Source organism: Bacteroides sp. 1_1_14 (genome assembly GCF_000162515.1).
Taxonomy (GTDB): Bacteria; Bacteroidota; Bacteroidia; order Bacteroidales; family Bacteroidaceae; genus Bacteroides; species Bacteroides thetaiotaomicron.
In genome coordinates, this window is record NZ_GG774702.1 from 215638 (window position 1) to 231972 (window position 16335).

6 protein-coding genes and 2 pseudogenes are annotated in these 16335 nt (G+C 55.5%); all 8 read left to right on the top strand.

The features are described 5' to 3' along the window. Positions 1–37: 37 nt before the first annotated feature. The 8 genes and pseudogenes from HMPREF9007_RS23395 (at position 38) to HMPREF9007_RS23360 (ending at position 16141) form a co-directional block, all read left to right on the top strand. Positions 38–244 carry a hypothetical protein gene (locus HMPREF9007_RS23395; RefSeq protein WP_007562496.1) on the top strand — a complete coding sequence of 69 codons (207 nt, stop codon included), beginning with the start codon at positions 38–40 and terminating at the stop codon, positions 242–244. Continuing rightward, positions 241–3888 carry a viral A-type inclusion protein gene (locus HMPREF9007_RS23390; protein ID WP_008620858.1) on the top strand — a complete coding sequence of 1216 codons (3648 nt, stop codon included), beginning with the start codon at positions 241–243 and terminating at the stop codon, positions 3886–3888. The genes HMPREF9007_RS23395 and HMPREF9007_RS23390 overlap by 4 nt, the downstream gene beginning before the upstream one ends. A 1-nt stretch (position 3889) precedes the next feature. Further along, positions 3890–4353: pseudogene (locus tag HMPREF9007_RS23385) on the top strand (hypothetical protein). 21 nt (positions 4354–4374) lie between these two features. Next, on the top strand, positions 4375–8355 hold the full coding sequence (locus tag HMPREF9007_RS23380; protein ID WP_007751559.1) for a hypothetical protein: 3981 nt from the start codon (positions 4375–4377) through the stop codon (positions 8353–8355). Between the two features lie 13 nt (positions 8356–8368). Beyond that, the gene (locus tag HMPREF9007_RS23375; RefSeq protein WP_005798244.1) at positions 8369–8656 is read left to right on the top strand and encodes a hypothetical protein; all 288 of its coding nucleotides are present in this window, start codon (positions 8369–8371) and stop codon (positions 8654–8656) included. Beyond that, positions 8653–9373 (top strand): annotated as a pseudogene (locus HMPREF9007_RS28015) (hypothetical protein). Before HMPREF9007_RS23375 ends, HMPREF9007_RS28015 begins: the two are co-directional and overlap by 4 nt. A gap of 2 nt (positions 9374–9375) precedes the next feature. Next, positions 9376–9564, top strand: coding sequence for a hypothetical protein (locus HMPREF9007_RS23365; protein ID WP_007562482.1), 189 nt, complete (start codon positions 9376–9378; stop codon positions 9562–9564). Between the two features lie 25 nt (positions 9565–9589). Beyond that, on the top strand, positions 9590–16141 hold the full coding sequence (locus HMPREF9007_RS23360) for a hypothetical protein (protein ID WP_008759685.1): 6552 nt from the start codon (positions 9590–9592) through the stop codon (positions 16139–16141). Positions 16142–16335: the final 194 nt, after the last annotated feature.

Genomic DNA, 16335 nt, shown 5'->3' on the forward strand with positions numbered 1-16335 from the left:
AACCCGGTATGAGGGTTCCCATAGCCCTTTCGGCTTCGTGTGGCAGATTGCATCGGCGACCGGCTGGAGCGTGGATTACATCCTTGATGGGGTGAATTACCAGACGCTGATCATGATGCTGAGCGACGCGCCGCGGTATGTGCGGAAAAAGCAAGGCGGCGGAAATGGTGCTCCCAGACCGGAACACAGCGCCGAGGATGAAGCGAACGATATAGTAGGATTTTTTCAAAGCAAACTGGAATGAGCAAACCTGTAGAAGTTGAATTTTTGATGAAGGACAAACTCACGCCCGGCATGAACAAGGCCGAGCGTGAGGCGCTGGAACTGCGTAATACCGTCAGGCTGCTGGAGGCTGAACTGGAAAGGCTGCGCCTTGCCGGGGAGACGGCTGCCCCCAATCTGGACCAGAGTGCCAATATCGCGCAGATCCATGCACTGGAGAAGCAGCTTGAGGAATTGCGCGGCAAACTGAAACTGCTGCAGGAGGAATCGGAATCCGTGCAGGTCACCCCTGCAGATGTACCCAACGCGCAGCGCCAGTTGGGCGGGCTTCACAACAGTATCCAGCAGATCGCCCGTGAAATGCCTTCTTTGGCCATGGGACCGCAGATGTTCTTCCTGGCAATCAGCAACAACCTGCCGATTTTTACGGACGAACTGGCCCGTGCCCGCAAGGAATACGATGAGCTGCAGAAGTCCGGCAAGAAGGGCACACCGGTATGGAAGCAGGTCCTGTCCTCACTTTTTTCCTGGCAGACGGCCATGACCACCGGCATCATGCTGCTGGTAATGTACGGTGATGAAATCTGGGATTGGACGAAAAACCTGTTCAGTGCCAAAAAAGGCGTGGATGAATTCAACATATCACTCAAGGAAATGACCGAGATAGAGAAGGACGGCCGTGCCCAGATGGTGCGTACCCGCTTCGAACTGAAATCGGTCATCGATGAAATAAAGAACTTCACCGGCAGCAAGGAACAGGAAAAGGCGAAGGTGGAGGAACTGAACCGCAAGTACGGGGAATCTTTCGGGTATTATAAAACACTTTCCGAATGGTATGATACCCTTATCCAAAAGAGCGAGGACTATGTACAGGTTCTGCTGCACCAGACCAATGTCCAGAACCTTGTAAAAAAAGCTGCAGAAGCCGATGAAGAGGTGAATAAAATCAAGGCGCAGAAACCGGAAGAGGCGGAAAGCGCCATGGGTTTTTTCGGGAAATGGGGACAATATATCATGCAGTCAAGCATGGCAGAATCCGGGCAGTTCTATGACGCACAGGCTGCCATCAAGAAACATGATCAGGAAGCTTATGACGTACTGTTGAAAAATGCCGAAAACAAACGTGACGGTTATCTGAAAAAAGCGGAGGAAGAGGTAAAGAAAGCCGCAGAAGCAGCCAAAAAAGGAAATATCGGTGGGCATATCGACCCCAAGCAGTCCGGGAAGAATCCGGAAGCGGAAGCCAAGCAACGGCTTGCCACAGAGCGTAGGCTGGCGCAGGATCTTGCCGCCCTGCAGGCTGAAAACCGGAAGGAAGAGATAGACCGCATGCAAGCCGGTACCGAGAAGAAACTGGCACAAATCGAATATGACTATAACGCCCGGAAAGAAGAGATAAACCGGCAGGAAGCCGACTGGAAGCGTGAGAACAAGGAAGCCGGTCTTTCTACCGGAGATAACGGACTTACCCGGGAGCAACAGGATGAACTTGAAAAAGCCCGTGCCTCAAACACCGAGTCAAGGAAAAAAGCGGAGGCGGACGTGTACAGGGAAGAGGCGGAAGCCATGCGTGACTATCTGAAGGAATACGGGACCTTCCAGCAGCAGAAACTGGCCATCGCTGAAGAATATGCCGAGAAAATCCGCAAGGCACAGTCCCAGGGCGAAAGACTGACTTTGGAAAAGCAGCGTGATGCGGCTGTGCACAAAGTGGACATGGAATCCCTTACCCAGAAGATAGACTGGGGAGCAGCGTTCGGGGATTTAACCGGCTTGCTTGCAGACCAGATGAAGAATCTGCTTGGCGAACTTAAGCAGTATGTCAAGACGGATGAGTTCAAAAAATCAGGAGCAGCGGATCAGCAGGTCGTTTACGATGCCATTGAACGTATTCAAAGCATGCTCCCCGGTGGCAACGGCACATTGGATTTTGCCCGGCTGCAAACGCAGATGCACGCTTTGGGGGATGCCGTAACACGTGTGCAAAATGCAGAACTGCAGCAGGAAGCGGCATTCATCCGGTTGAAAGCGGCGCAGGCCGATTACAACAAGGCTCTTGAAAGCGGTAACCAGGCAGAAATAGAACGTACCCAAATTGCTCTTCAAACGGCTCAATCGTCCAGCGTTTCAGCTGACGAAGAATACCTGAACGCCACCTCTGAAATGAAGGCGCTTGCCGGGGAGGTGAAAAGTGCCTCCCGGGACACGGTTGACGGATTGAACATGGTATCCAACGGGTTGCACGGCTTTGCGAGCGGAACCTTGCAGGGATCATTTGAAGGAATCCAGAACATGCTTACCGGTCTTTCAAAACTGAATATCGGAGGCAAGGTCGGCGATGCCATCAGCCGGATGTCCGAAACCCTGTCAAGTGCCGGAGTCATCGGGCAGATCATATCGGCCATTCTCTCCATACTGGATTTGCTGAAAGACGGTATTGGCCCGATTATCTCATCATTGATAGACACCATTTTCAATGCGATAACCGGAATACTCGACAATATCCTCAGCGGAGACCTGTTCAAACAGATAGGCGGTTCCCTTGTGAAAGGTATCGGGGGATTGCTGAACACGGTGTCTTTCGGAGGTTTCAACAAACTGTTCGGCATCGGCGGGAACGCCAAGGAAGTGCAGGCGGCTATAGACCGTCTTACAGACCGGAACGAGCTGCTGCAGACCTCGATAGAGGATCTGACCGACACCATCAAGCAGAGCCAGGGGACGAAGAGTGTGGCGGCTTACCGCGACGCGTACAAGATGCAGCAGGAAACGAATTCGAACTACCTGCAGATGGCTATGGCGCAAGCCGGCTACCACGGAAGTCACCACAGCTGGAACTACTACTGGGGCGGTTTCAACCAGGCACAGATAGACAAACTGAGCGGACAGATCGGCCGCCAGTGGGACGGGAACCTGTGGAGCCTGAGCCCGGAGGAAATGAAGGCACTGCGCAGCAACGTGGATATGTGGACGCAAATCCAGAATACCGGTAAGGGAGGCTATGGCGGGCGACTGACCGAGAAACTGGATGACTACATAGACCAGGCCGGCAAGCTGGAGGAACTGACCGACCAGCTGTATGAAGGGCTGACGGGCATTTCGTTCGACGGTATGTACAGCAGCTTCATCGACAACCTGATGAACATGAAGTACGGTGCCAAGGATGCGGCGGAGGATATATCCGAGTACTTCATGCGGGCGATGCTGAGCAACAAGATCGGTGAGATGTACAGCGACAAACTGAAAGGCTGGTGGGAGAAGTTTGGCAAGGCCATGGAGGACAACGAACTGACCGAGGCGGAACGGAACGCGCTGATGGAAGAGTACATGCAGTATATGGATGAAGCCCTTGCCCTGCGTGACAACCTGGCGGCAGCCACCGGTTATGACAAGACGCAGCAGGGCGGTACGAGCCAAAGTGCGAAAGCGGGCGGCTTTACGGCCATGACGCAGGACCAGGGCACGAAACTGGAGGGCATGTTCACCGGCGGGCTGCAGCACTGGAGCAGCATGGACGACCGGCTGGAAAGCGTGGTGGAGAAGATGGACACGGCTGAAGGGCATCTGGCCCGGATAGCCGAGAACACCGGTGTGAGCGCCGGACACCTGGGCGAACTGAAGGAAGTGATAAAGAAAATGATACGTGACGGACTAAAAGTGAAGTGATATGGGCAATATACTGAGCGGACTGGTGCTGGTGAACGGCACGGACATCTGGACGGAATACGGCGTGTTCCTGGTGGAAGACCGGCGCGGGGGCATGGAGAACCTGACGGCCATCCTGACCCCGAGCAAGGCCAAGAAGGATACGGCTGTGGACATACGGGAAGAGCACGGGGAAAATACAGCCCCGTGCTGACCCCACGGAATGAAGCGCGTGACGTGACGCTGCATTTTGCGCTTTACAACAAGACCCAGGCAGGCTGGATGAAGCAGTACTTTGCCTTTGTGAATTTCCTGAAGCAAGGGAAGGACGGCTGGCTGGAGATCCGTTTCCCCCAGCTGGATCTGCAGCTGCGGGTGAAGTATGCCGACTGTACGAAGTTCACCCCGCTGACCTATCTGTGGACGGAAGGTGTGCATGCCGGAAAGTTCCGGGTAAAGTTCCGGGAACCGAAACCGATTATATAACCATTCAAACGCTATTAGAATATGCTTCTAACGATATATGATAAAGCCGGAACCAAGCGTGCGGATGTGGCCGTGAACGACAGCTCGACGCAAAGCAAGGAAGTGCAGGGAGACAATGTGCTTTCCCTGTCGTTCAGCTATTATGCCTTCCTGCCCCTGGACGTGAACGACTACACGGACTATCTGGGCGAACGGTACTGGCTGACAGAACGCTACACGCCGAAGCAGGTGAGCGATGGTGAATGGGAGTATAACCTGAAGCTGTACGGTATCGAGAGCCTAATCAAGCGGTTCCTGGTGCTGGAGACGACGGACGGGGACACCAACCCCCTGTTTACCCTGACGGCCACGCCCCGCGAGCATGTGGCGATGGTGGTGAAGGCTATCAATAACGGCATGGGCCACATTACTGACTGGAAGACGGGTACGGTGGAAGGTACGGAGCTGATCACGATAGACTACGAGGGGATGTACTGCGACGAAGCGCTGAAAGCCATCGCGGAAAAGGCAGGCGGCAAGGTGGAATGGTGGGTTGAGGGGCAGACTGTGAACGTGTGCCGCTGCGAACACGGGGAAGAAATCACCCTTGGCTATGGCAAGGGGCTGACCTCCCTGGAAAGAGATACGAGCAACACGGCCAAATTCTATACGCGCCTGTTCCCGGTAGGCTCGACCCGCAACATCGATGCGGAGAAATACGGCAGCCCGCGTCTGATGCTTCCCGGCGGCAGGAAGTACATCGAGCAGGGCGTGGAGGAATATGGCATCTATGACCATTACGAGCAGGATGCTTTCAGCGGCATCTTCCCCCGTCGGGTCGGTACGGTGAGCTCGGTTCGCAGCGAGGAGGTGGCAGACGATGAAGGAAACAAATTCACCGTCTATTATTTCCGGGACGGGGAACTGGACTTTGACCCTAACCTGTACGAGCTGGCCGGAGAAACCAAACGTGTGTCGTTCCAGACGGGCGACCTTGCCGGACTGGGAGAAAGCGATGACCACTACTTTGAGGTGAACTACGACAGCGCGGCACGTGAATTCGAACTGATCACCATCTGGCCCTACGATGACGACACCCAGCTGCCGGGCGGCAAGCTGGTGCCCCGAGCAGGCGACACCTATATCCTGTGGAATATCCGGATGCCGGATGAGTATTACCGGCTGGCCGAAGAGGAGTTTGCGGTTGCGGTGGACGAGTACAACCGGGACCACTGGCTGGACATTGCCGCCTACAAAGCCCCGACAGACCCGGTATACATCGAGGAGCACGGCATAGACCTGTTTGTGGGCAGACGGGTGAAGCTGGAGAGCCGGAAGTATTTCCCGGAAAAAGGCTACCGTCAGAGCCGTATCACCAAGATCAGCCGCAAGGTGAACGAACCCGGGCAGATGGACATCGAGATAAGCGATGCGCTGCAGGTGGGCAAGTTCGACAAGGTGACGGACAGCATCGGTGCGCTGAAAAGCTATACGAAATCAAAGACGGAAGGCGCTGCCCTTCCGGACATCATACGAAGCTGGGACAAGACGCTGCCCACGGACAACAACCTGTTTTCCGCCCGGCGCAGCCAGAAAGAGTTCCTGAGCAAGAACCAGCCGGACACAGCCAAAGAGTCCATCCGCTTCCTGAAGGGTGTGAGCTTTGGCGAGGCTGCTGGCGGCAAGCCCTGCGGCATCGTGGATGGTGAGGGCAATGCCGAATACTTGACTGCCGTGATCCGCGAACTGCTGCGCAGCACGGAGTTTGTGGACGGGCTGACCGGTGAGGGCTGGCAGCTGTGGATTGACCAGCTGACCGGACTGACAAACCTGACGGTGGACAAAGTGACTGCCCGGCAAAGCCTGGTGGCGCTGGAACTGCTGATCGAGAAGGTGCGCAGCGTGTGCGGCCAGCTGGTGGTGTCCGCTGCCAACGGCAAGATCAAGGACGTGGTGAAGCAGGGCGACAACTACCGCATCGTGTTTGAGCAGGAATCGGGCTTTGTGGCCCATGACCTGATGCGCTGTGCGGTTACGGGTGGTAAGAAACTAAAAGCATACTGGGTGGAGGTGGCTTCGGTGATAGCCGGCGGTGTACTGGTCCCGGTAAGCGAGTTTGGCGGGGTGAAGCCGGAGGCAGGCGATGAGTGCGTGCTGATGGGCAACACCGAAACCCCGCTCCGGCAGAACCTTATATCCATTGCGGCCACGGAGGACGGACAGCCCCGTATCGACATTCTGGACGGTGTGAAGGCCAAGAACTTCAACGGCTGCCTTCGTTGCCGGCTGGGTAAGCTGGACGGCATCAGGAGCAGCGCTTTCCCGGCAGACAAACAGCCGAAAGGAAACGGCCTGTATGCCGACAACGTGTGGCTGAAGGGTACGTTCGTGTTGATGACGGGCGAGGACATCCTGACGCGGTTTGAGATAACCGAGGGGAAAATCCATTCAGCCGTGGAAAGCTTGCGCAAGGAAATACGCGAAGAACAGAGTTATCTGGACAACAGCAGTTTTGCCGACGGCATGGACAAATGGAAGACGGGCAGCAAGGCTACGCTGTTCACCCTGGGCGGACGCTGGATCTGGGCGAACGGCGGTCCTTACGGTACGAAGCCGGACGGCCATGCCGAGATACGGACCGACGGCAAGGTGCCTTATGCCTATATCCGGAACAGCTATATCATGCAGAAACTGGAGGACTTCCGGCTGGTACCGGAGTACCGGCAGACGAACAGCCAGGGCGAACGGGTGCCCGGCGTGGTGTATCTGTCGTTCAGCTACCGGGTTATCAAGGCCGGAAGGTTGAAAATAGAATTTGTGAACGCTGATAAGACCGGGTTTGAGAACTTCAACATGTTCGGCCATGAAGAGGACCTGCCCGTTGGCGGTGAGAAGATGTTCACGTTGGACGGACTTTGGAACGGCACTGGCGACTTCAAGCTGTCGTTTACGGGCGTGATTTACATTTCGCTGCTGGTGTTCAGCACCAACAAGGCGGACGCACTGGCCTATAAGTACCGTACACTGTTCGAACAGAGCGACCGGCTGGTAAAGATTTCAGCGGCGGTCTTCGACAAGGACGGTAATGCGCTGAAAGAGACCGGGCTTGTCATAAAGCCTGAAGGTTCCGGTCTGTATGCGCAGGACAATACAGGAAAGATTGCCCTTATCGGGGTGAGCGTGGAGGAAGAGGACGAGTACGGAAATACCGTGAGCAAAATCAAGCTGACAGCCGACCATATACAGCTGGAGGGACTGGTAACGGCCAACGGCAACTTTAAGATACTGGAAGACGGCAGCATTGAAACGACCAACGGTAAGTTTACCGGAGAGATAGACAGCAGCAAAGGGAAAATCGGCGGCTTTGAGATAGGGAACGGCCGTATCGGTTCTGTGGCCGACTCTCACGGGAGCGGTGGCGGTCTTGCCATTTATGATGATTTTTTCCGTGTCGGCGGCAGCAAAGGATATGTGATGTTCGGTGATGATGTGATACCGTCTTCTGCAGGAGGAGCTTTTACCGCTGTCGGTCGTATCGTGAACTCAGCCCCCAATATATACGGGAATTACGGCTTCGACCAAGCGAACTATGGATTGTTTATAGATGTTACCGGCGGTACGAAGAACTACGGTATCAGCAGCAATGCGGCATTACTTGCCCCGGCGTTTATCAATACGAAAGCCAAGCTGCTTACCTTCGGAAGTGGAAACTACACGGTGGATTTCTCACAACACAATATCATTTTGATGTATTACAATGAACCCAACTACAGTAAGGTAGAGGTTACGCTGCCGTCGGAAAGTTCTGTGGCATACAAGTTCGGCATGAGTTACTTGCCTACCGATTTTGCAGCCATTGTCACGTTCAGGGTCAGACCCGGTTCAAAGAATATCATACTAAAAGGTATCTATAACCACAATGAAGATTTGCAAAACTACGAGATGGCATCCGGGGACTCCGTAACGGTACTTATTACAAAAGCGGACGGATTCCGTTACCAGATATTGAATCATTCATCCTAAAAAACAGATATATATGAAAAAGTTAGATTTCAGGAATTTCAGCGTTCCCACCGGAATAACCCGTCAGACGAGGGAGGTTTTCGATGCACGTGAGCAGATAGCCGATTTGCTGTATACGCGTGTCAGTGGCATCAAGGCCCATCGGCTTGCGTTCAAGATTTTCGAGAGTACCGGCGAGACCGAGTTCAGCGATGAGGAAACCGGGATGATACACATGGCGGTGGAACGCTATTGTCTTCCCAATGTGATAGATGCCCTGAACGAAATCCTGGGCGGGTCAGAAACCGATAAAAACGAATGAGTATGGCAGAAATGACACAAGAAGAACTGGTTCAGGAAGTGCTGGACCGTGTACTCCAGAGTTCTACCGGCGTGGAGGACTTGGAGACCGTCACCTCGCTGAGCGGTGTGAAATCACTGCCCGGGGAGAAGGACGGCAAGATGGTGAACGTCCCCCTGGAACTGATAGGGAAGCCTGCGAGCGATGCCGCCGCCCGTGCCGAGGCTGCCGCCAAGAAAGCGGAAGGAGCCGTAGCCGGACTGGAGGAAAAAGACCCAGGCCGCCACGGAAGCGGCCACCAAGGCCAACGAAGCGGCAGCCAAGGCAGAAAACGCCGCTGCCAAGGTGGAACAGACTACGGCAGCAGCCATCGGCGGGGCTACCGCACGCTTTTCCTCATGGATGGAAACAGGCAACGTTTTACCTGACAAGAGTACCAAACCGGGCGGCAGCGTAGTGTATGTAGCGGATGCCGGGAAGTTCGCCTACCACATGGACTCCACCCTGTACGGGGACTGGGATGTGGCGGGTGTGCCTCCTGCCGGCATATTCATGAATGCGGACCGGACAGCCATCCTGCCGGACAAGCTCTACCTGCTGGGTGATGCCGTATATACCGGAACAGGCGGCAGCCTGAGACTGCTGGCCTACCGGCATGAGGTGATGAGCGGGGAAGCTTACGAGGCGCTGCAGGACAAGGATGCGAATACGCTGTATCTGATTTATGAGGAGGATTGACGATGATAACCATAGGCGGTAAGGAAATAACGGCTGCGTATGTGGGGAAACGTGCCCTGTCGGCTGTCTATGCCGGGGCAAGACTGGTATGGTCTGCGATAAGCAGCTGTTTCGGACTTGGATACTGGAAAGGCGATGAGCCGTGGAACGGATCGGACGCATGGAACGGTAGCAGTAAAACTGATAAATGAATGATTATTATAAAAGGACAGTATTATGGTAAAAAGGAAAATAAGCGGAATCATCAACGCGACTGAACATCCGATGAATCTTGAAACACCATGGAATCAGAAACAGCCAGACGGCACCTATCATGCCTATGCAGGCGATGACATCGAAGCGTTCCTGAAGAAGGAACTGTCAAACCGTACCCCTACCGAGGAACTGGTGAGCGGCGAGACGAAACCTCCTACATCCGGAACGGTGTTCGATGCGATGGTGGGTACGGTGACGGACGTGGACGTGCAGGACAGCGAGGACGGTACCCAGTACGTGATGACCGTCAAGCAGAAGGACAACCAGGGCGGCGAGAGCTCGAAGGAAGTGCGCTTTTCCAAGTACACGGATGACGACAAGGTGGTGGTGAACATCGACCTGACGGACAGCAGCGGTGCGGGACTTCCCGCCTCGCAGTATCTGGCACTGGGAAGCGGTTTTGTGGTGAAATACTCCGTGGGCGTAGGTACTGCCGGTGGCGGTACGGTGGACGGCTACAGCGACCTGAAAGCCCGCGTGATTGTGAAGCGCGGTTCGACCGTGATCAGTGAGTTCCAGGATGCGGAGTTTGTGGGCGTTACAGCCGGACAGAGCTACACCTTTGACGCATCGCCTTACCTGAAGGATGTCACCGCCTATACCGTGCAGGTGGAGGCGCAGGCTACCTACCAGGGCGGCACGCTGATGAAGACAGCCACAGCCAAGGTGACCATGGTGGCCATGACGCTGGAGACCACCTACTCGGCGGGCAACGGGCTGGCCGACGGCGGGTACCGGAACGACGTGAACATCCCCTTTACGGCCAAGGGTACGAGCGGCGAGAAGAACATCTACTACCGTGTGAACGGCGGACAGGCCTTTACCCTCGGTCTTTCGGCCGGCAGCGGGGTGCAGCAGAAGAACGTGACCATCCCGCTGACGCAGATGCAGGAAGGTACGAACGTGGTGGAAGCCTATGCGCAGCATGAGAACTCCGGTGTGGTGAGCCAGGTGCATTACATTACGCTACTGAAGGCAGGCGGCGGGGTGACTGCCTATGCCGGCCTGATGTTCAGTCACCGGGCGGCAGGGTTCCAGAGCGACTGGAAACGCCCGGTACTGGAGGCGGAACAGTTCACGGCATGGAGCTTTTCGTATGCCGGCTATGACCGCGATGCGTACACGGCCCGCGTGAAAGTGACGGGTCAGGGCAGTGTGGTGAAGGAAGACCTGCTGCAGCGCGGCGAGACCGGCAGCTACGGGCGGACCAACGTGAACGTGGAACCGCTGGACTACCGCGTGTCGTGCGGTGATGCCGTGCTTGAGGTGCAGGTGAACACCGCATCGCACCCCGACATTGAAGCCACCTTGGCCCCGGATGCCGTGTGTACGTTTGACGCCTTCGGGCGAAGCAATACGGAAAACAACCCGGCCAGCTGGGTAAGCGGTGACAAGCGGATGGAGTTCCGGGACGTGCTGTGGAGCGTGAACGAATACGGTGCCGGTAGCGGATGGCACAAAGACCGTCTGCTGCTGGCCGGCGGTGCGGGCATGACATTGACGGCTGACGGCGGTTACCGTCCCTTCAACGAGGCGGAGAAGCCCGAAGGGTTTGCCATACGCGATGTGGGCATGACGCTGGAGATAGAATACAGCACGGCCAACGTGACGGACACGAATGCGGAGCTGATCACCTGCCTGGGGCAGCTGGACAACGGCAACCGGTACGGGCTGATTGTGACCCCGGAAGAGGCCAAGTTCCTGACCGGTGTGGTGACCGAGGCGATGGATGCCGGACAGGTGCTGCGCTATGAGGACTCGGTGGGTACGAAGTTCCAGCCGGGCACGAACATCCGCATTACCTATGTGTTCTACCCGAACGTGCAGACGAACGAACAGCGCACGCTGATCGGCTTCTATGTCAACGGTGAGGAAAGTGCCGCCTCGAAGTGGCTGGACAAGGTGAACTTCAACATCCAGAGCCAGCTGGAGTTCAAGTCAACGGGTGCCGACCTGAACGTGAAGAGCGTGCGCATCTACAACAAGGCGCTGACCTCGGACGAGGTGCTGAACAACTACATCGTGGACCGCAACCACCTGGAAGATGCCGACGGGGAACCGGGCGTGCGCTCGCTGGATGAGGACAACCGCGTGCTGAATGAAGGAGATACGGTGAGCATGGAGAAGCTGATGGGGCTGATGAAGAAGCGCCGGAACTCGATCCTGGTACTGATAGGCACGGGCAGCGTGGGCAGTGAGGTTCCGAGCGAGAGCGACACGCTGAACGTGGTGGATGCACTGGCCCAGCTGAACGACAAGAAGGCCAATAAACTGGTAAGGGAGGTCCGTTTCTATAACGGAGAGGACAGGACGCTTGACTTTATCCTTACCAACGTATATGTCCGTATTCAGGGTACTTCTTCCGTGAACTATGCCAGAAAGAACTTCCGTTTCTACTTCCAGAAGACGGCAAGCGGCTGGACGGTTACATTGAGCTACGGGGAGATTGACGGAAACGGCAGGCAGAAGAATCCGGTGGTAACTACCGGCAAAAAAAATCTCTTCAAGTTACGCAGGAACTCGGTAGGCGCGAAGCTGGCATGTTCCAAATGCGACTTCTCGGACTCGTCCATGACCACCAATACCGGAGGTGCGAAGCTTATCAATGACGGACTGAAAGAGATGGGGCTGCTTACGCCTGCCCAGCGTTACGCCAAAGACCATGGGCTGGAGGATGATTACCGTTCGGCCATCGACGGCCTGCCGTGCGACCTGTTCGTAGCGAAGAGTGCCGACGAAGACCTGACCTATTACGGCCAGTACAACATGAACAACGAGAAGAGCGACAGCTACCCCATCTTCGGGCAGGATGAGACCATCGGCGGCGAGAAATGGGGCGAGGGCGACACGCTGAACTACCTGGAAGCCGACGAGGAAGGACACAAGCAGTACCTGCCCGTCTGCTTCGAGACGCTGAACAACTCCAATCCGCTGTGCCTGTTCCACTGGTTGCCGAGTACCGAACCGGAGCATAAGGATTTCATGGACTACAACTTTGACGGAGGACTGGAATTTAATCATCCGAAAGATACCTTCTGGTCGGACGGAGGCGGTGACGCGGAGGAAGAACCGAACCTGAAAGACCACCTCGGTACCGGTGACAAGTACGACAAGATGTACAAGGCCACCGACCGCATGATGAGTTTCGTCTACCGGTGCGTAAAGGAAACGCCTGCGGGCAGGAACATGGTTTACAGCACGGAATCCCATTCGTTCGAGGGGGTGGACTATGAGGACGACGGCGACAAGTTCCCTACCGCCAAGTGGCAGAGCGATACGTTCAGGAAAGAGGCCGGGAAGTATTTCGACCTTCCCCACCTGATTGCCTACTATCTGTACGTGCAGTTCAACCTCGGCGTGGACCAGCTTGCGAAGAACATGCTTATCCGCACATGGGACGGTGTGAAATGGTCGATTGACTATTATGACGGCGACTGCCAGCTCGGTTCTGACAACAAGTCGTTCCTGACCGGGAAGTATGACGACAACCGCCAGACGAAGCGCGACGGGGCTTATGTGATGCAGGGTCATAACTCGTGGCTGTGGAACCTCATCGTGGCCAATTGCTGGGACATGATTGTGGAGATTATGGTGAGCGGATGGAACGGGGGCGCAAGCTTCATGAGTGCCTTCAGTATCCAGAAAGCCATTGACCATTTCGATACCGAACAGATGAAGAAGTGGTGCTCACGCCTCTATAACAAGTCCGGCATCTTCAAATACATCTACCCGTTCCTGAACGAAATGCCGGTGGGTGCTGACGGTGCCAAACAGACCTATCCGCAAATCTACGGTCTGAAGGGTTCGTTGAAAGCACACCGGAACTACTTCATCCAACGCCGGTATGACCTGAAGCAGGTGGAGTACGGCTATGTATCCACGCTGGGTGCCCAGTTCTACCAGAGTACGGCATCGCTGGACAAGGCTTATAAACTGAAACCGATGCAGTACCGGCTGACCATCCCGTACCGTGTGCAGCTCTCCACCAGCAACGGCGTGCAGGCCGACAGCGGCGTGGTGGATGCGGACGTGCTCCATTCCCTGCAGCTGACCCGTGCCTTCGGTGAGAACGACCCGCTGAAGATTATCGGTGCAGCCAAAATCAAGGAGCTGGTATGGCACGAGGATGCGTTCGCAATCGGCTTCAACTTCGGTCTGCTGACCTCACTGGTAAAACTCGACATGAGCGTGGAGAAAGCCAGCGGTTACCGGAACGGCTCGTTCATGGCTTCGACCAATGGTATGCTGCTTCTGGAAGAAGTGAACATGCGGAACAACCGGCTGGCCCGGAACGGGGACAACGGGAATGTGGCCACTTTGGACTTGAGCTGGCAGGGCCGCCTGAAGAAACTGGACGTGAGGGGTACGGGGCTGACCCGTGTGAAACTGGCCACCGGTGCGCCCGTTGTGCAGTTATGCCTGCCGGACACGATTGAGGAACTGTTCCTGGAATATCTGACCAAGCTGTCCGATAGTGGCCTGATACTGGAAGGGATCAATAATGTGCGGGGCTACCGCTACACCAACTGCCCCGGCATCGACGGGTTCGCTATGCTGGAACGCCTGCACCAGGCCAGACTGAACGGCAGCGGCAAGCTGGAGCGCTTCGTGCTGGAGATAGACCGGGAAGACGACGGAACCCTGCTGAAGAAGTATTACGACTACGGAACGTATACACAGACGGGTGCCGTGGATGACCGGCATTCGGGACTGAGGGGCAAGCTGACCCTGACGAAGTATCTGGCCGATGAGGAACTGGAGAAGTATGCCGCCCGTTATCCGGAACTGACCATCAAGCAGCCGCCCTATACGATGATCGAGTTTGACGACAGCGTGGCCGACGATGCCAATGTTTCGAACCTGGACAACAAGACGGGGTACAAATTCGGCAATACGTACAAAATGAGCGGGCATGTGAATGCCATCCTGTCCAAGCGCCACCGCGTATTGGCCAAGGTGACGAAGATGCCCACGAGCCGGAAGGTGGAGATAGCCGGGCAGCAGGTGGAAGTGAACAACCCGGACGGGGAGATGACCTATTTCCCCCTGCATGACGAAAGCTCGAACTTCTATGCCGATGCGGAGGATATGAACGACTGTACGGTGGCGAAGCTGGACGGCAGCGAGGGAGACTGGATGATGTATGAGCCGTTTTACTGGAGCAAAGGCATCAACGATTATTTGAACAACAAGAAGTACGCCTGCTACAGCAGTTATCCGGAGGACGAAATGCCCCCGGTGCCTGAAGCGACGGTACTGACACTGGATGCCATCAAGGAGACACAGGGCGGCTGGCTGGGTGAACGCAAGATCATGAGCGGCAAGCCCACGCTGATGGAATCCTATACGACGGACAAGGCTTATTCCGTGTGCAAAGTGGACGTGTCGGGTTACAGACGTGTCCGCTTCCCGAGCGTTCCAGGAACAGGGCTTATCGGCAGTGTGTTTGCTGATGCGGAGGGAAACATCCTGAAGAGTATTGTGGTGCCGACCATCGGCTTGAAATTTGAAGCCGGCATGTATCTGATAGCAGACGTTCCGGAACGTGCTACAGCCCTGCATTTCTCCATTCTGAACACGGCAGAGTTTGACTGCGTGGTACTGAGCCACAGCGACAAGATAGAGGACATGGAACCGGATTGGGTGGCCAATGAGGAGCATCTGTGTGCCGTTGTGGGCAGTTCGGTGGTGGGCAGTAAACTGCGTGCCTGCATCACCGGAGCTTCGACCACGGCAAGCATGACCTGGACGGACTTCCACTACTACAGCCAGCAGCGGGGTATGCAGCAGATAGATGCGCTGATGCACAGCCGCATCGCGAACCTGAGCTATGCAAAGTACGGGCGCAGGGATATGCAGGAACAATGCGGTGCCGGTCAGCATAACAATAACCGCACAACAGGCGGAACGGCCGAACACGGGATGACAGACACCATCGGCTACGATGAAGCGTATGTCATTAACAACAAAATCACGAATTCGCTGATTGACGGCCTGGTGCACCAGTATGCCTGGTATAAGAGTCGGGACGAATACGGACAGGCGACTGTGGTGCAGGTGAACAATATCTGCTGCCTGGGCTATGAGGACATCTACGGCAACAAGTATGACATGATGGACGGCGTGGATCTGCCGAACGACAGCGGTAACGTGGGCAAATGGCGCATCTGGATGCCTGACGGCAGTATCCGTATGGTACAGGGCAAGAAGGACAGCGGTCAGTGGATTACAGGCGTGGCGCACGGCAAGTATATGGACATGATTCCGGTAGGTAATCTGAACGGATCATCTTCTACTTACTATACCGACATGTACTGGATAAGCACCGCTACGGTCCGTGTGGTCTATCGTGGCAACGCCTACGCGAACCCGTATGGCGGTGTTTCGATGTCGTATGCGAGCTACGATTCCTCGTATCCGAGCACGGGCATCGGTTCTCGTCTGGCCTTCCGCGGCAAAATCGTCCGGGCGCAAAGCGTGGCAGCGTACAAGGCGATACGCGAGGTGGCGTAAGCGCAAAGCGCCAAAGCGTGGAGCGAAGCGACTAAAACGAAAGAACGGGATTCGGATGGTTTCCGAATTCCATTTAAAAGGTATTCAAATACCGGCGAAGCCGGCCGAATTTTTTTAGAATATTGATAGGGTAGGGGAATACAAAACTGAACTGATTTGAGGGTAAACGACCTCAATTTAACTATGTAAAGATA